General features: G+C 32.8%; 13 protein-coding genes. 12 read left to right on the top strand and 1 reads right to left on the bottom strand.

Annotated features, from left to right (window positions below; all coding sequences use genetic code 11):
* The first annotated feature begins 3 nt into the window (after positions 1-3).
* Positions 4-1,764, top strand: coding sequence for a pyruvate kinase (gene pyk, locus M4L39_RS04470; protein ID WP_277580941.1), 1,761 nt, complete (start codon positions 4-6; stop codon positions 1,762-1,764).
* Between the two features lie 245 nt (positions 1,765-2,009).
* Here pyk and M4L39_RS04465 read toward each other — a convergent pair whose 3' ends face one another.
* Positions 2,010-3,374, bottom strand: coding sequence for an amino acid permease (locus M4L39_RS04465; RefSeq protein ID WP_277580940.1), 1,365 nt, complete (start codon positions 3,372-3,374; stop codon positions 2,010-2,012).
* Positions 3,375-3,728: 354 nt separating this feature from the next.
* Between M4L39_RS04465 and M4L39_RS04460 the strand changes: the two genes are divergently transcribed.
* The 11 genes from M4L39_RS04460 (at position 3,729) to dnaI (ending at position 18,013) form a co-directional block, all read left to right on the top strand.
* Positions 3,729-4,847: a citrate synthase gene (locus M4L39_RS04460; RefSeq protein ID WP_277580939.1), complete on the top strand. Its 1,119-nt coding sequence runs from the start codon at positions 3,729-3,731 to the stop codon at positions 4,845-4,847.
* Positions 4,848-4,953: 106 nt separating this feature from the next.
* Positions 4,954-6,222, top strand: coding sequence for an NADP-dependent isocitrate dehydrogenase (gene icd / locus M4L39_RS04455; protein WP_277580938.1), 1,269 nt, complete (start codon positions 4,954-4,956; stop codon positions 6,220-6,222).
* 541 nt (positions 6,223-6,763) lie between these two features.
* Positions 6,764-7,474: a response regulator transcription factor gene (locus M4L39_RS04450; protein ID WP_277580937.1), complete on the top strand. Its 711-nt coding sequence runs from the start codon at positions 6,764-6,766 to the stop codon at positions 7,472-7,474.
* Positions 7,474-9,174 carry a two-component system histidine kinase PnpS gene (gene pnpS, locus M4L39_RS04445; protein ID WP_277580936.1) on the top strand — a complete coding sequence of 567 codons (1,701 nt, stop codon included), beginning with the start codon at positions 7,474-7,476 and terminating at the stop codon, positions 9,172-9,174. The genes M4L39_RS04450 and pnpS overlap by 1 nt, the downstream gene beginning before the upstream one ends.
* A gap of 173 nt (positions 9,175-9,347) precedes the next feature.
* Positions 9,348-11,978, top strand: coding sequence for a DNA polymerase I (gene polA, locus M4L39_RS04440; RefSeq protein ID WP_277580935.1), 2,631 nt, complete (start codon positions 9,348-9,350; stop codon positions 11,976-11,978).
* Positions 11,979-11,993: 15 nt separating this feature from the next.
* Positions 11,994-12,866, top strand: coding sequence for a bifunctional DNA-formamidopyrimidine glycosylase/DNA-(apurinic or apyrimidinic site) lyase (mutM, locus tag M4L39_RS04435; protein ID WP_277580934.1), 873 nt, complete (start codon positions 11,994-11,996; stop codon positions 12,864-12,866).
* 15 nt (positions 12,867-12,881) lie between these two features.
* Entirely contained in the window at positions 12,882-13,505 is a 624-nt protein-coding gene (coaE, locus tag M4L39_RS04430; RefSeq protein ID WP_277580933.1) for a dephospho-CoA kinase, read from the top strand.
* A 299-nt stretch (positions 13,506-13,804) separates the two neighbouring features.
* Positions 13,805-14,830, top strand: coding sequence for a type I glyceraldehyde-3-phosphate dehydrogenase (gene gap / locus M4L39_RS04425; protein ID WP_277580932.1), 1,026 nt, complete (start codon positions 13,805-13,807; stop codon positions 14,828-14,830).
* Between the two features lie 393 nt (positions 14,831-15,223).
* Entirely contained in the window at positions 15,224-15,694 is a 471-nt protein-coding gene (gene nrdR / locus M4L39_RS04420; protein ID WP_277580931.1) for a transcriptional regulator NrdR, read from the top strand.
* Entirely contained in the window at positions 15,695-17,089 is a 1,395-nt protein-coding gene (locus M4L39_RS04415; protein WP_277580930.1) for a replication initiation and membrane attachment family protein, read from the top strand.
* Entirely contained in the window at positions 17,090-18,013 is a 924-nt protein-coding gene (gene dnaI / locus M4L39_RS04410) for a primosomal protein DnaI (RefSeq protein WP_277580929.1), read from the top strand.
* The last annotated feature ends 336 nt before the right edge of the window (positions 18,014-18,349 follow it).

Here is an 18,349-nt window from a genome sequence, read left to right as displayed (position 1 = left end):
TTAATGAGAAAAACTAAAATTGTTTGTACTATTGGACCAGCGTCAGAATCGGAAGAAATGCTTGAGAAATTAATGAAAGCCGGAATGAACGTTGCACGTTTAAACTTTTCACATGGTGATCATGCAGAACATAAAGCAAGAATTGACTCGATTCGTAAAGTATCTAAAAAATTAGGTAAAACTGTTGCAATTTTACTTGATACTAAAGGACCTGAAATTCGTACACATAGTATGAAAGATGGCGGTATAGAACTTAAAAGAGATACTGAAGTCATTGTAAGCATGACAGAAGTAGAAGGTACACCTGAAAAATTCTCAGTAACTTATGATAATTTAATCAATGATGTAGAAGAAGGTTCATATATTTTATTAGATGATGGTTTAATTGAATTACAAGTTAAACGTCTTGACAAAGATAAGGGCGAAGTTGTTTGTGATGTATTAAACACTGGTGAATTAAAAAACAAAAAAGGTGTTAACTTACCAGGTGTTAAAGTGAATTTACCTGGTATCACTGAAAAAGATGCAGAAGATATTAATTTCGGTATTAGCGAAGATGTTGATTTTATCGCAGCTAGTTTCGTACGTCGTCCAAGTGATGTACTAGATATCCGTAAATTACTTGAAGCACAAAAAAATACAACAATCAGCATTATACCTAAAATTGAAAACCAAGAAGGCATCGATAATATCCAAGGTATCCTTGATGTTTCAGATGGTTTAATGGTTGCTCGTGGTGATATGGGTGTTGAAATTCCTCCAGAATCAGTGCCTATGGTGCAAAAAGATTTAATCAGACAATGTAATAAATTAGGTAAACCGGTTATCACTGCGACTCAAATGCTTGATTCTATGCAAAGAAACCCCCGTGCTACACGTGCTGAAGCAAGTGATGTTGCCAACGCAATCTATGATGGTACAGATGCTGTAATGCTTTCTGGTGAAACAGCTGCCGGACTTTATCCTGAAGAAGCAGTTAAAACAATGCGTAATATTGCAGTTTCTGCTGAAGGCGCACAAGATTATAAAAAATTACTATCTGACCGCACGAAATTAGTAGAAACGTCACTTGTTAATGCAATTGGTGTTTCAGTTGCACATACAGCATTAAACTTAAATGTAAAAGCAATTGTTGCTGCTACAGAAAGTGGTTCAACTGCACGTACGATTTCTAAATATCGTCCGCAATCAGACATTATTGCAGTAACACCTAATCCAGAAACTGCACGCCAATGTGCGCTAGTATGGGGGATTCACCCAGTAATCAAAGAAGGACGTAAAACTACAGATGCATTATTAAACAATGCTGTAGCTACTGCAGTTGAAACAGAAAAAGTTCAAAACGGTGACTTAATTATCATCACTGCTGGTGTTCCTACAGGTGAAAAAGGTACTACTAACATGATGAAATTACATTTAGTAGGAGATGAACTTGCAAAAGGCCAAGGTATTGGTAGAAATTCAGTTGTTGGCCAAACACTTGTTGTTAATAATGCAAGTGAGTTAGAAGGTAAAGATTTATCTGAAACTATTATAGTAACTTCTTCAGTAGATGAAACACTTGTACCTTACATTGAAAATGCAATTGGTTTAATCACAGAAGAAAATGGCATCACTTCACCAAGTGCAATTATTGGTTTAGAAAAAGGTATTCCTACAGTTGTTGGTGTTGAAAACGCAACTAAAGAAATACAAAATGATGTTTTAGTTACTATTGATGCAAATCAAGGTAAAATTTTTGAAGGTTATGCTAACGTTTTATAATAGATTTACAAATATAAAATAATAGGCAGTTGTAACTTCCTATTTAAAACATTAGAAACCGGGATGTACATCCTAGAAGAAATTGAGAGTTAATTGAATTTTAAATTCAGTTAACTCTCTTTTTTAATATCAATTCAATGTTATATAAACTAAATAAGTATTCATGACTCCAATTATAATAAAACTATCCATACACATTGGTTCGCAAGTAATGTGTATGGATAGTTCACTTTGTAAGTACGCTTTTATGTATCCTGCATATGTGCAACTTTTTTATATCTTAAGTACATTAAACTTAAGGCAACGAACCAAATTGGTGTTAAAAATACTGCTGTTCTCGTAACTTCGTTTACGAATAATAAACAAAATACTAACAAGAAGAATAGTAAGATGAGATAACCCATATATTTACCGCCTGGTAATTTAAAACTAGCTTGTTTGTGAGCTTCTGGGTTACGTTTAGTATAATTGATATACGCAACAATGATTAATGTCCAAACAGCTAAAAACAACACTGTAGATACAGTAGTGATATAAGTAAATACGAGTGTCGCATTCGGTACAATATAATTTAATAAAGCTGCGATCATTAGCAAAGCACATGAGACAAATATTGCAATGTGCGGAACGCCATTTTTATTTGTTGATGCAAAATAAGGTGGCGCTTGTTTTTGATTAGAGAGACCAAAGAGCATACGACTGTTAGAAAAGATGCCGCTGTTACAAGAAGATGCCGCTGCAGTTAACACAACGAAATTAATAATACCTGCTGCAAACGGAATGCCGATTAAAGCGAACAATCTCACAAATGGACTTTCATCGGGATTTATAGCATTCCATGGGATGATTGACATGATCACAGCTAATGCACCTACATAAAAGACTAATATACGTAAAGGTACACTATTAATTGCTTTAGGTAAGGTCTTAGTCGGATCTTTTGTTTCGCCTGCAGTAACGCCTATTAATTCGATACCCACAAATGAGAACACAGCCATTTGGAATGACATTAAAAATCCATTTACTCCTTTAGGGAATATGCCATTATTATATAAATTAGATAATGAAGCATGTCCAAATTGTGTGTCATAGGCCATAATAATCATAATTGCACCGACAATAATCAATGCGAGAATCGTTACAATTTTAATGATTGCAAACCAAAATTCTAATTCACCAAAGAGTTTAGCACTTAATAAATTAAGTGACATAAGTACAAGTACACAGAACAAAGCACTAATCCAATTTGGAATGTGTGGAAACCAAAAGCTTACATATTTAGCAACCGCAGTTACCTCGGCCATACCAGTAATAATCCAACATAACCAATAAGTCCAGCCAGTCACAAAACCTGCAAATGAACCAATGTATTGATTCGTGACGTCTGCGAAAGATTTGAAATTAGTATTTGTTACAAGCATTTCTCCTAAGCCACGCATAAACATAAATAGCATAAAACCAATGATGATATATGTTAGTAAAATAGAAGGGCCAGTTAAAGCAATCGTCTGACCAGCTCCTAAAAACAGCCCAGTACCAATTGCGCCACCAATTGCAATTAGTTGGATGTGCCGGTTACTGAGTTCTCTCTGTAATTCATTGTTTGACATAATCTGCTACTCCTTCATTTTGTCGTTTTATTATTATGCAACTGTCTCTAAAATATTACAACTGTTTTTTAACTGAATCATAAAAAATTAAAGGATAAAACTACATTAATAATTAGTTATTAAAAATGATAACCAAATGAAAAGCTATAAAAATTGAACTGTAAGGCTTTCCATACTAAAATGAAGTTATAACACTGTTCCATGTCGTGGCGTGTTTAAGGGTATATAAACAAATACTTATTTCTAGTGTTTTGGTAAGAGGATTAAACTTTAAATATTCACAAAAGAGACAAAATTGGATATAATGGTTAATGAAAGCCATTTCATAACGAAATAGAAAAGGGGAATTTATATATGGCAGAGTTACAAAAAGGTTTAGAAGGGGTAATTGCATCTCAAACTAAAGTAAGTTCTATCATTGATAGTCAGTTAACATATGCAGGTTATGATATTGATGATTTAGCTCAAAATGCTGAGTTTGAAGAAGTTGTCTTCTTATTATGGCACTACCGATTACCTAATGAAGAAGAATTAAAAGAATTAAAAGAAAAGCTTTTTGAATACATGACACTAAATCCTAGAGTGTATAACCACTTTAAAGAATACGCTACTAGTAATGTGCATCCAATGACAGCGTTGAGAACTTCTGTGTCTTATATTGCCCATTTTGATGAACATGCTGAAACTGAAAGTGATGAACAAACAATGGAACGTGCGATACGTATTCAAGCTAAAATAGCTTCTCTTGTTACGGCATATGCGAGAGTTAGAGAAGGTAAAGAAGTTGTGAAACCAAATAGTGATTTAAACTATGCAGGAAACTTCTTATACATGTTAAGAGGAGAATTACCTACAGATATCGAAGTTGAAGCGTTTAACAAAGCGCTTGTATTACACGCAGATCATGAGTTAAATGCCTCAACATTTACAGCAAGATGTGCTGTTTCATCATTATCCGATATGTATTCAGGTATTGTTGCTGCAGTTGGTTCATTAAAAGGCCCACTTCACGGTGGTGCAAATGAACGTGTCATGAGCATGCTAGCTGAAGTGAAATCAATTGATGAAGTTGATAATTACATCGATAAAAAAATTGAAAATAAAGAAAAAATTATGGGCTTCGGGCACCGCGTATATAAAGATGGTGACCCAAGAGCGAAATACTTAAAAGAAATGAGTAGAAAAATCACAGCAGAAACAGGTCAAAGTCAATTATTTGATATTTCTGTTAAAATTGCTGATAAGATGAAAGAAGAAAAAGGCTTAATAGCCAATGTGGATTTCTTTAGTGCGACAGTTTATCATAGTATGAACATTGAGCATGATTTATTCACTCCAATTTTTGCAGTAAGTAGAACTTCTGGTTGGATTGCACATATTTTAGAACAATATAGAGATAATAGAATTATGCGTCCAAGAGCTGAATATATTGGTGAAACAGATAGAAAATATGAACCGATAGAAAAAAGATAATAAGTTTAATCATTTTTCACAATTTTTATTGTGAAAGTGAATGTATAAACAATATTTTTCGGAAAAATATTTAATAAACAAAAACAAAACACGGAGGTTTTTTTACATGTCAGGACAAAAAATAGTAAAATCACAAGAAGGTTTAACAGTACCAAATAATCCAATTATTCCATTTATTATTGGTGATGGTATTGGACCAGATATCTGGAATGCGGCTAGCAGAGTAATTGATGCTGCTGTTGAAGAAGCTTATAGCGGTGAAAAGAAAATCGAATGGAAAGAAGTATTAGCTGGACAAAAAGCTTACGATGAAACTGGCGAGTGGTTGCCTAAAGAAACACTTGATACAATTGATGAATATTTAATTGCAATTAAAGGTCCTTTAACAACACCAATTGGTGGCGGTATCCGTTCACTTAACGTCGCGTTACGTCAAGAATTAGATTTATTTACATGTCTACGTCCAGTACGTTGGTTCCAAGGCGTGCCTTCACCAGTTAAACGTCCTGAAGATACTGATATGGTTATTTTCCGTGAAAATACTGAAGACATTTATGCTGGTATTGAATTCCAAGAAGGCACACCTGAAGTTAAGAAATTAATTGAATTCTTACAAAATGAAATGGGTGCTAAAAATATTAGATTCCCAGAAACATCAGGTATTGGTGTGAAACCAGTCTCTAAAGAAGGTACAGAACGTTTAGTGCGTGCTTCTATACAATATGCTTTAGAAAATAATCGTAAATCATTAACATTAGTGCATAAAGGTAATATTATGAAATTTACTGAAGGTGCATTTAAACAATGGGGTTATGATTTAGCACATAACGAATTTGGTGATAAAGTGTTTACTTGGCAACAATATGATGAAATTGTTGAAAAAGAAGGTAAAGACCAAGCAAACGAAGCGCAAGAAAAAGCAGAAAAAGAAGGCAAAATTATCGTTAAAGATTCAATTGCTGACATTTTCTTACAACAAATTTTAACACGTCCGTCAGATCATGATGTAGTAGCTACAATGAACTTAAATGGTGACTATGTATCTGATGCATTAGCAGCGCAAGTTGGCGGCATTGGTATTGCACCTGGTGCAAACATCAACTATGAAACGGGTCATGCGATTTTTGAAGCTACCCACGGTACAGCTCCAAAATACGCTGGATTAAACAAAGTTAACCCGTCATCTGAAATTTTAAGTGCAACATTAATGTTAGAACACTTAGGATGGCAAGAAGCTGCAGATAAGATTACTGAATCAATTGAAAAAACAATTGCTTCTAAAGTGGTAACTTACGACTTTGCCCGTTTAATGGATGGTGCTAAAGAAGTTTCTACTTCTGAATTTGCAGATGAACTTATTAAAAACATCAAATAATATAAATTAGTATAGAATTTTTAATGTTTCAAATTAAAGATTTGTTCAAACTGCCACGATTGTCTTAGGATGTCGTTGGCAGTTTTTTTACGTGCTTTTGAGTTTTAACTCTAAGTAGTAATCATCGACTATGATTTTATTGAAACTTTGTGTATTTCATATATGACGGGCGAATCAAAATAATAATAGCAACAAATACATATATATATATATTATGATGTAAATTGTAAATTTTTATGTACGATTTAATGTATATTTTCACTATTAATTTTAATGAATTGGTTATTTCCAACGATATAAGTGTTCATGTTATTAATTAAATGTTAAGATTTTGTTAACGCATGAATTTTTTTTGAAAAAGTGAAATGAAACAAATAGCTCAACAGATTGTTTACAACAGCATTACATTAGCTTCATGAATACTTAACGTCTTCGTATATTATAGTCATTGTAAAATTTATGTGAAAAGAATTTAAAGTATGTTATTTTTATTAAAATGTAAGTTATAATTAATTTGTAAACACAAATATGGAGGTATACTATGTCACAAAAAGTACTTGTAGTAGATGATGAGCAATCAATCGTAACCTTATTAAAATATAATTTAGAGCAAGCTGGATATATAGTGGATGTAGCTTATGATGGCGAAGAAGCATTGGAGAAGGTTAATGCTACAAACCCCGAATTAGTTGTGTTAGATGTCATGCTTCCAAAAAAAGATGGCATAGAAGTTTGTAAGACAATTCGTACTGATAAAAACCTTGTACCTATCTTAATGCTAACAGCTAAAGATGATGAATTTGATCGTGTATTAGGATTAGAACTTGGTGCAGATGATTATATGACTAAACCATTTTCACCAAGAGAAGTAGTAGCAAGGGTTAAAGCTATTTTAAGAAGATCTGCGATGGTCACAGAAGCAGCTCAAATTGAAAATGATGAAGATGATATAGTTATTGGCTCAATCAGAATTAGACCAGAATATTTTGAAGTGTATAGAGAAGATGAATTATTAGAATTAACACCAAAAGAATTTGAACTGTTATTATATCTTATCGAAAGACAGGGTAGAGTAATCACACGTGAACATATGTTAAATTCAGTATGGAACTATGAATTTGCGGGTGACTCTAGAATTGTGGATGTACATATAAGTCATTTAAGAGATAAATTAGAAGAAAATCCAAAACAACCTAAACTTATCAAAACAGTGCGAGGTTTAGGATATAAGTTGGAGAGACCTAAGGTTTAATGTTGAAGTTTCATCACCGCCTTTTATTTTTATTATGTACCATCGTTATCATTAGTTTTATTATGCTGGGCGCAATCATAACACATGTTATTTATAACACGGTTACTACAGGTCAAGAAGGTGACCTAGAGCATCGTTCAGAGCATATCGTTAGTTTGTACAACCATGATAAAATAGCTGAGATTAAAGATATTGCTGAAAGTGAAAAACTTACTGTAATCATTGAAAAAGGTAACGATGTCTTGTTGTCCACAAAACAAGGAACTGAGATAAATGAAGATATAAAAAATGAAGCTATTCCTTCGAAACTAATTTATGATAAAGTAGCCGATGATCGAAGATATACATTCAAAACTTCAATCAAAGATAAAGACGTTTTGATTAGCGGCGTAAATAATGAAATCTTGCAATTACAAATTGAAATGTGGAAATACACTGCTTTAATTGGTTTAATTGTTTTAGTAATTATTTTCTTTGTAGTGCGAAGTATCAATAGAACGTATATTAGGCCTATTAATGAAGTAACTTATGCCACGAACCTTTTGGCTGAAGGCTATTATCACGTGAGAGTGCCTGAGAGCAACGTAAAAGAGACGAGAGAGTTATTCGTTACTACAAATGAATTAGCTAGACGTTTACAACGTTTAAACCATAAGCAAAAGCTACAATCCAATAGGCTAAAAACAACTGTAGAAAGTATTCCGAGTTCCATATTAATGATTGATAAATATGGTGAAATTGTTGTAGCAAATAAAGCATATTATGAGTTGTTTACGCCTGAAGAGGCAGTAGAACATAAAAGTTATGTTGAGTTTATCGATGTTAAAATTCAAAAACTTATCGCTGATGCGTTTAAAGTAGAAAAACCAATCTATGATCAAGTCGAATTAACCATAGATCAAGTGCATCAGAAATATTTTGATACTGCTTGTGTACCAATTTTGTCGAAAACAAAGAAAAATTTATATGGTATGGTCATTGTTATGCACGATATCACAAATCTAAAGAAACTTGAAAATTTGCGTCGTGAATTTGTAGCGAATGTATCGCATGAATTGAAGACACCCATTACTTCAATAAAAGGATTTGCTGAGACATTACTAGATGGGGCGAAAAATGATGAACAAGCATTAGATGATTTTTTAAAAATTATTTCTAAAGAATCTGATCGCATCGAAACTTTAGTGTTTGATTTGCTAGATTTATCTCATGTCGAGCAACAATCTGAAATAGAAACAGAATATATCAGTTTGTCTGACATTGCTGAGATAACGATTAAAAGCATGCAGACGATTGCTGAAAGTAAAGAGATAACAATTATAAATGAAGTGACGCCTGATATTGTCATTGATGCAAATAATGATAAAGTTTCACAAGTTGTAATCAATTTATTGTCAAACGCAATTAGTTATTCTAAGCGATCGGATAAAGTCATTGTTCGTGTATATAAAGAGAGTAATAAACGTATACTAGAAGTACAAGATTTTGGTATTGGTATAAGTGAAGAAGATCAAAAACATATTTTTGAACGTTTTTATAGAGTAGATAAAGCACGCAGTAGAGATTCAGGTGGCACAGGCTTAGGATTGTCTATTACAAAACATATTATGGAAGCTCATAATGGGAGAATCAATGTGATTAGTCATCCAAACGAAGGCTCAACATTTAGGATTACATTTTTTGAAACAGATAAAGCATAGTTTAAATGAGCAATTCTTGTGAAATTTTAAATAGATAGTCGATCTAATTAACTTTAAGTTGTTAGGTCGACTTTTTATATTATTATGAAAAACAGAAGATATGTCGTATCAATACAGATAGAGTCATAATATATGATAAAATGATAAGTAAATATGTGTTGGAGGTTAAAACATTGAATAAATTAATCTTGGTTGATGGTAACAGTCTTAGCTTTAGAGCTTTTTATGCTTTACCATTGTTACAAAATAAAGCAGGAATCCATACTAATGCCGTATATGGTTTTGCGATGTTGCTTGAAAAAATTATAAAAGAAGAACAGCCTACACATTTCTTAGTTGCATTCGATGCTGGAAAAACAACGTTCAGACACTCACAATATAGTGAATATAAAGGTGGACGTCAAAAAACACCACCTGAATTAAGCGAACAATTTCCTTATATCAGACAATTATTAGATGCTTATCAAATTAAGCGTTATGAGATAGACAATTATGAAGCGGATGATATTATCGGTACGCTGAGTAAACAAGCAAACGAAGAAAAATTCCAAACGATTATCGTAACTGGTGACCGAGATTTAACACAACTTGCTACAGACGATGTGACAATCTATTACACTAAAAAAGGTGTGACAGACGTTGATCATTATACTCCGGAATTTATTGCCGAAAAATATGATGGTTTGGTTCCAGAACAAATTATTGATATGAAAGGCTTAATGGGTGACGCTTCAGATAATATTCCAGGCGTTGCAGGTGTTGGTGAAAAAACAGCAATTAAATTATTGAAACAATTTTCTAATGTGGAAAATGTTTATGAACACCTAGATGAAGTCTCTGGTAAGAAATTAAAAGAGAAACTTGAAAATAGTAAAGATGATGCTTTAATGAGTAAGGAACTTGCGACAATAAATTGTGAAAGTCCAATTGAAATATCTTTAAAAGAGACGAAGTTACAAGAAAACCCAGATACAAGCGATAAAATAGATTTGTTTAAAAAATTAGAGTTCAAACAATTGCTAGACCAAATAGATGTTGATGGCAGTAGCTCGAGTATTGAAGAAATGGAAATCAATATAGCAAGTGATTTTGAACAAGTTGATTTTAAAAACTTAACTGCTGCATCCATACATTTTGAGCTAGATGGTTCTAATTACTTAAAAGATGACATATTAAAATTCGCCTTATATGATGGCATACATCATGTTGTTATTGATGCACATAAGATGCATGATCATCCAACGCTTATTGCATGGTTAGAAGATAGCACTACAGAAAAGAATGTCTACGACGCTAAAAAATCCTATATCGTGGCTCATAGATTAGATATTGCAATCAAGCACATTGTATTTGATGTGATGTTAGCAAGTTATATTATTGATCCTTCACGTACAATAGACGACGTCAATTCAGTAGTTACGAATTATGGTCAATATTATGTACAACAAACTATCGCAATTTATGGTAAAGGTAAAAAAAGGCATATGCCTGAAGATGAAGTGTTGAATCATCATGTAGCAACAATTATAGAAGCGATTAGTGCGACAAAACCAAAAATGGTAGAGCAACTAAATGAATATAACCAAACAGATTTACTATATGATTTAGAATTACCATTGGCACGTATTTTAAGTGAAATGGAAGAAACAGGTATCTATACAGTTGCTAGTGATTTAAAAGAAATGGAAAGAGAAATTCAAACCAAATTAGATGTATTAATAAAAAATATACATGAAGCTGCGGGAGAATCATTTAATATCAATTCACCCAAACAACTAGGTGTTGTATTATTTGAAACACTAGAGTTACCTGTGATTAAAAAAACTAAGACAGGTTATTCTACAGCAGTAGATGTTCTAGAACAATTACAAGGTGAACATCCTATTATTGAGCATATCCTTGAATATAGACAACTTGCTAAATTACAGTCTACGTATGTAGAAGGCTTGCAAAAAGTAATTGCTGAGGATGATCGTATCCATACACGCTTTAACCAAACGCTAGCACAAACTGGTAGATTGTCATCTATTGATCCTAACCTACAAAATATACCTGTTCGTTTAGAAGAGGGCAGAAAAATTAGAAAAGCTTTCAAATCTACGGATGAAAACAATGTCATATTTGCAGCCGATTACTCGCAAATTGAATTAAGAGTATTAGCGCACATCACGCAAGACGAAAGTATGAAGCAAGCATTTATTAATGATGAAGACATTCACACAGCTACAGCTATGAAAGTATTCAATGTGCAACCAGATGAAGTTGATAGCACGATGCGTAGACAAGCGAAGGCAGTGAATTTCGGAATTGTCTATGGTATAAGTGATTATGGATTAAGCCAAAGTTTAGGCATAACAAGAAAACAAGCGAAACAATTTATTGATGACTATTTAGATAGTTTCCCTGGTGTTAAACAATATATGGAAGATATTGTTAAAGATTGTAAAACTCAAGGCTATGTTGAAACGTTATTACATCGTCGTAGATATATACCAGACATCACAAGTCGTAACTTTAATTTGAGAGGTTTTGCAGAAAGAACCGCAATGAATACACCAATTCAAGGAACAGCCGCAGATATTATTAAATTAGCCATGGTTAATTTTGCAAATGAAGTTAAAGATACCGATTTCCACGCACAACTATTATTACAAGTGCATGATGAATTAATTTTTGAAGTACCTAAAGAAGAAGTAGAAGCATTTGAAAAATTCATTGAAAAGATTATGGACAATGCGATAGAGTTAGACGTACCATTAAAAGTTGAATCTAGCTATGGTCAAACATGGTACGATGCAAAATAGAAAGAGGGTATTATATTGCCTGAGTTACCAGAAGTAGAACATGTAAAAAGAGGTATTAAACCTTTTGTTAAAGGACAAACAATTGAATCAGTTACTTTTTCTGACAAAGTGCATGAAGGTAAAGCAAATCAACGGGAAACGATAATTAAAGGTTTAGCATTAGATACCTTTAGGCGTTTTACTGAGCATTTTACGATTAATGATATAGATAGAAGAAGTAAGTATATCGTTTTCTATTTAGAGAAAAACGGTGAAGAAAGAATACTCATTAGCCATCTTGGTATGGCTGGTGGTTTCTTTGTTGTCGATAATATAGAAGATATTAGTGTTCCAAATTATCGTAAGCATTGGCATGTTATATTTAAATTGAATAATGATAAATTGCTTGTGTACTCTGATATTCGCCGCTTCGGTGAAATTAGAAATGTGCCATCGTTTGAGGCATATCCATCATTTTTAGAAATTGCACCAGAACCGTTTGGTGAAGAAGCAATGCCACATTACTTATCATGGTTTAATAAAAAACTATACCAAAATAAACCAATTAAGCAGATGATTTTAGATCACCGAGTCATTTCGGGTTGTGGAAACATTTATGCGTGTGAAGCTCTTTTCAGAGCAGGTATTCACCCAGCGCGTCTATCAAAAGATTTAAATAAGCAAGAACGGGAAATATTATTTTATTATGTTCGAGAAGTGCTAGAAGCGGGTATAAAATATGGTGGAACGAGCATATCTGATTACCGTCATGCAGACGGTAGTACAGGAACGATGCAACTACATCTTAATGTTTATAAACAAAAGATATGTAAGGTATGTGGAAGTGATATTGAAACACAAGTTATCGCAACGAGAAATAGTCATTTCTGTCCTACATGTCAAAAATAAAGGAAGAGTGATATTATGCCAAAAGTTATAGGGCTAACAGGTGGTATCGCATCAGGTAAATCTAGTGTTTCGGAATTATTAACCGTACATGGTTTTAAAGTCGTAGATGCGGACGTTGCATCACGCCAAGCAGTAGAAAAAGGTACCAAAGGGCTAGAGCAAGTTAAAGAAGCATTTGGAGAAGAAGCGATAGATGAAGATGGCAATATGAATAGATCATATGTAGGAGATGTCATATTTAATCATCCGGAGAAAAGATTGGAATTAAATCAAATTATTCATCCTATTGTTAGAGATATCATGGAAAAAGAAAAAGAAGCGTATCTTGAACAAGGTTATAACGTAATTATGGATATTCCATTATTATTTGAAAATGATCTACAAGATACTGTTGATGAAGTTTGGTTAGTATACACTTCTGAAAGCATACAAATTGATAGATTGATGGAACGTAATAATTTATCAATGGAAGATGCGAAAGCGCGTGTTTATAGCCAAATTTCAATTGATAAAAAACGTAGAATGGCGGATCATGAAATTGATAACCGTGACACGAAATTAGAATTGAAACAGAACTTAGAACAATTGCTTGTAGAAGAAGGTTATATTCACAATGATACTGAAGAAGAAGCGCAATAAATCAACTTTTTAAGTGAGTCTTCAAATGATGATTATAGTATGGTTGATTTCATATGCATTAGTATGGTTTAATAAGTATATTCTAAAGTACTACTCAACTTATAATTTAAGTTTGGGTGGTATTTTTTTAATATAAATTCAAATTATGAGGATAATCCTATTATGAAAAAGTCTCTTTAAGCTCATAGGTAAAGGGATTTTAAAATTTTTAAAATTTATTTTAGAAAACGCTTTCTTGTACTTTCATTTATGTTATACTATTTCCATAAAGTATAACACAAAAACAAGGGGTGCTTTGAATGACGACAAATATTGCAATTAATGGAATGGGTAGAATAGGAAGAATGGTATTAAGAATCGCTTTAAAAAATAAGGATTTAAATGTAGTAGCTATTAATGCGAGCTACCCACCGGAAACAATTGCCCACCTAATTAATTATGATACAACTCATGGTGCTTATGATTTAAAAGTAGAGCCTATAGAAAATGGGGTCAAAGTCGATGGCCATGAAATCAAACTTGTAGCAGAAAGAAATCCTGAGCACTTACCTTGGGAAGCGCTGAACATCGATATCGTTATAGAGGCTACAGGAAAATTTAATCATGGTGATAAAGCCGTTGCACATATCAATGCAGGTGCTAAAAAAGTATTGCTCACTGGCCCATCTAAAGGTGGAGAAGTCCAAATGATTGTCAAAGGCGTTAATAACGATCAATTAGATATTGAACAGTATGACATATTTAGCAATGCTTCCTGTACGACAAATTGTATTGGACCGGTTGCTAAAGTATTAAATGATCAATTTGGTATACAAAATGGTTTGATGACAACGGTTCATGCCATTACGAATGATCAAAATAATATAGATAATCCGCATAAAGATTTAAGACGTGCGCGTTCTTGTAATGAAAGTATTATTCCAACTTCAACAGGTGCTGCAAAGGCACTTACAGAAGTGATACCTGAATTAGATGGCAAATTACATGGCATGGCGTTAAGAGTGCCAACGAAGAATGTTTCGTTAGTCGATTTAGTTGTTGATTTAGATACAAATGTAACGGCTGAACAAGTTAACCGAGCATTTAAAGATAATGATTTAGGCGGTGTGATTGCAACTGAAGATGCACCTTTAGTATCCATGGACTTTAATACAAATCCAAATTCAGCAATTATTGATACACAAAGTACGATGGTTATGGGAGAAAATAAAGTCAAAGTGATTGCGTGGTATGATAACGAATGGGGCTATTCAAACAGAGTTGTAGATGTGGCTGAACAAATAGGTCAACTACTCAAAAATGATGTTGGTGCAGTTACAAATTAAAGTGAACAGTTATAGCAATTAATAATTATTTATTTGGTTCAATTCTAAGAAGGCGTAATAGCTTGATTGTACGTAATGATAATATAAAGTATTATGTATACTCCTTTTGAAGTGATGCACTTTGCTAGTGCTTACTTTGAAAGGAGTTTTCATTTTGTCAGTTAAACCTATATACTAAATGTTTGTAGTGAAAGACAATGAATAAATCACTTAGCATGTTACGCTGAATGTCAATGAGACACAGTAAGTATTTTAATTTTATCAATATTCGGCATGCAAGTGATATATAATCCTTAAAGGTTTAAGTTGTTATTATGTATCATAGTGATTCTTTTGTGACATACATATTTATAGTATAATAATAAGTAATCAAAACGAGAGGGTGATAATTCGATGAAATGCCCGAAATGTAATTCGACTCATTCTCGTGTTGTAGACTCTAGACATGCAGATGAAGTTAATGCGATTCGACGTAGAAGAGAATGTGAAAAGTGTAACACGAGGTTCACAACTTTTGAACATATAGAAAAAAGACCACTGATTGTGGTAAAAAAAGATGGCACGCGTGAACAATTTTCACGTGAAAAGATTTTAAATGGATTGGTTCGTTCATGTGAAAAAAGACCGGTACGTTATCAACAATTAGAAGATATTACGAACAATGTTGAATGGAAGTTACGTGATGAAGGACATGCAGAAATTTCTTCAAGAGAAATTGGAGAACATGTGATGAATTTGCTCATGCACGTAGACCAAGTATCATATGTAAGATTTGCATCTGTATATAAAGAGTTTAAGGATGTAGATCAACTATTACAATCAATGCAAGGTATTTTAGCTGGAAATAAACGGAGTGATTCTTAAATGGGGTTACAATCATATGATTATGGTTTGAGACCACATGATAATTTTACTGTTGTACGAAATTTCTATTTGAACAGTAAGCATCTAGAAATTTTAAATAGATTGTTTACACCAATGATTGGTGCAAATGCAATTGGTTTATATCATTATTTGAATCAGTTTGTAGAATATGAAACTGATTCTGTATTGACGCACTATATAATTATGAGTGAGTTAAAGATTAATTTACTAGAATTTAGAAAAGATATGGACTTATTAGAAGGTATTGGTTTAGTTAAAACATTGGTGAATCATGATGCTCAGCATTCGTCTTTTGTTTATCAGCTTGTCCAACCACCATCAGCAAAACAATTTTTCAGTGATCCAATGTTATCAGTGTATTTGTTTAGTGAAGTAAGCAAACAACGTTATCAACAATTGAAACGTCATTTTGAACATAAAACGCAGATTGACTTTAGTAAGTATCACGATGTGACACGCAATTTCACTGATGTGTTTAAAGTACCAAATAAGTCTTTAGAAAACGATACAAATGAAATCCAAAGTGAGACTGCATATGAAGGTTTAAACTTGTCACAAGTGCGCTTTGATTTTGAAACATTATATGATTTATTGCAAAATCATTTTATTAGCACAAAAATTATAGATAAAGAGGCAAAAGCTTTAATCACGCAAATCGCGACTTTATATGGTTTAACACCGGAACCAATGAAACGTATCATTTTAAAATCTATAACAACCGCACAAGAACTTTCGTTTGAAGAATTAAGAAAACATGCAAGAACTTATTATTTGATGGAACACGAACAACAAATGCCATCTTTAAATATAAAAACCAACAATTATGTAGATAACACGCCTCAAGTTGATCAAACTCAGAATAATAATCAAACGCAAGATGAGGATAAATCTGCTACTTGGCTCAAACAGTTAGAAGAAACAAGTCCAATAGATATGTTAGCGTCTTGGTCAGAATCAGAACCAACAACACAACAAAAATATATGATTGAAGAATTAGTAGAACGTGAACAATTGTCATTCGGTGTCATTAATATACTGTTACAATTTGTGATGTTGAAGGAAGATATGAAGCTACCTAAGACTTATATTTTTGAAATAGCGTCAAATTGGAAGAAAAAAGGTATCAAAACAGCTGAACAAGCGTATAATTACGCGATAAAAGTGAATCAACCTAAGACGGAAAACAAGTCATCTAAGCCTTATTATAAACAAAAACAACTAGCATCGAGAGAGATGACACCTAAATGGTTAGAAGAACGAGATAACAAAGTGGAAACTGACACGTCAAATAACAATGAAGATGATGAAAAATTGAAAAATGATAGAGAACAGTTTTTAAATCAACTTAAAGATAGATGGAAGGAGGACAAATAAATGAAACCTTTTAATCAAATTATGGGCGATTCAAACGACTTATCAAAAAAAATTGCCAAGATAAAAAAAGATGTCGTCAATGATCCAGACGTTAAACAGTTTCTAGAATCACATAAATCTGAGGTGACCAATGCGATGATAGATGAAGATTTGAATATTTTACAAGAATATAAAGATCAAGAAAAGCGTTATGATGGTCATAAATTAAAAGATTGCCCCAATTTTGTGACAGGGCATATCCCTGAGTTATATATCGAAAATAATCATATCAAAATTCGCTACTTACCTTGTCCTTGTAAAATTAAGCACGATGAAGAAAGGTTTAACAAACATTTAATCACGTCACACCATATGCAGCGTGACACACTAAATGCAAAACTTGAAGATATATATATGGATAGAAGAGATAGATTAGACGTCGCAATGGCTGCTAACCAAATTTGTGAAAAAATAACAAATAAAGAGACACAAATTAAAGGTCTATATTTACATGGCCCATTTGGTACTGGTAAATCATTTATCCTTGGCGCAATTGCTAATCAATTAAAAACTGAAAAAATACCATCTACAATTGTCTATTTGCCAGAATTTATACGTTCACTTAAAGGCGGTTTTAAAGACGGTACTTTTGAAACAAAACTCTCAAGAGTGAGAGAAGCAAATATACTAATGCTAGATGATATAGGCGCTGAAGACATTACACCATGGGCGCGAGATGAAGTTATTGGACCATTGTTACATTATCGTATGGTTCAAGAGTTACCTACATTTTTCAGTTCTAATTTAAGCTTTGAAGAATTAGAATATCATCTCTCTGTCACACGTGATGGTACAGAAAAAACAAAATCTGCAAGAATAATGGAAAGAATTAGAACGTTAACAACACCTTATTTCTTAGAAGGAAAAAATTACAGGAACGATTGAAATCTAAAATAAATGTTGTATAATAAAATTAAATCTAAATCACACGAAATGAAATAAAGACGAGATGAATAAACCGCTACTTCACAGAGAGCCAGTAACAGATGAGATACTGGTAAGTAAGTTTGTTCGTTACTACTTTATACTTGATGTTGTAATGAACATCCGGCTCAAGACCGTTATCTTACGTAGAGTAAAGTTATGTATATCAAATACATCATAACTTTAATTTAGGGTGGTACCGCGAAGACCTCGTCCCTTTTTAGGGATGGGGTCTTTTTGTTTTTGAGTCTAATTCAGTATAAACTTCATTTCATTTTGATTTAAGTGCTTGAATAA

It is taken from the genome of Staphylococcus equorum, assembly GCF_029531845.1.
GTDB lineage: Bacteria > Bacillota > Bacilli > Staphylococcales > Staphylococcaceae > Staphylococcus > Staphylococcus equorum_C.
Note: the sequence above shows the minus strand (reverse complement) of the source record. Positions and strands in the feature narration are given on the sequence as shown.

Coding starts and splice junctions, on each gene's coding strand:
- dnaI (WP_277580929.1), top strand. CDS start 17,090: ATGAAACCTTTTAATCAAATTATGGGCGATTCAAACGACTTATCAAAA.
- gap (WP_277580932.1), top strand. CDS start 13,805: ATGACGACAAATATTGCAATTAATGGAATGGGTAGAATAGGAAGAATG.
- M4L39_RS04460 (WP_277580939.1), top strand. CDS start 3,729: ATGGCAGAGTTACAAAAAGGTTTAGAAGGGGTAATTGCATCTCAAACT.
- pyk (WP_277580941.1), top strand. CDS start 4: ATGAGAAAAACTAAAATTGTTTGTACTATTGGACCAGCGTCAGAATCG.
- icd (WP_277580938.1), top strand. CDS start 4,954: ATGTCAGGACAAAAAATAGTAAAATCACAAGAAGGTTTAACAGTACCA.
- coaE (WP_277580933.1), top strand. CDS start 12,882: ATGCCAAAAGTTATAGGGCTAACAGGTGGTATCGCATCAGGTAAATCT.
- M4L39_RS04465 (WP_277580940.1), bottom strand. CDS start 3,374: ATGTCAAACAATGAATTACAGAGAGAACTCAGTAACCGGCACATCCAA.
- nrdR (WP_277580931.1), top strand. CDS start 15,224: ATGAAATGCCCGAAATGTAATTCGACTCATTCTCGTGTTGTAGACTCT.
- M4L39_RS04450 (WP_277580937.1), top strand. CDS start 6,764: ATGTCACAAAAAGTACTTGTAGTAGATGATGAGCAATCAATCGTAACC.
- M4L39_RS04415 (WP_277580930.1), top strand. CDS start 15,695: ATGGGGTTACAATCATATGATTATGGTTTGAGACCACATGATAATTTT.
- pnpS (WP_277580936.1), top strand. CDS start 7,474: ATGTTGAAGTTTCATCACCGCCTTTTATTTTTATTATGTACCATCGTT.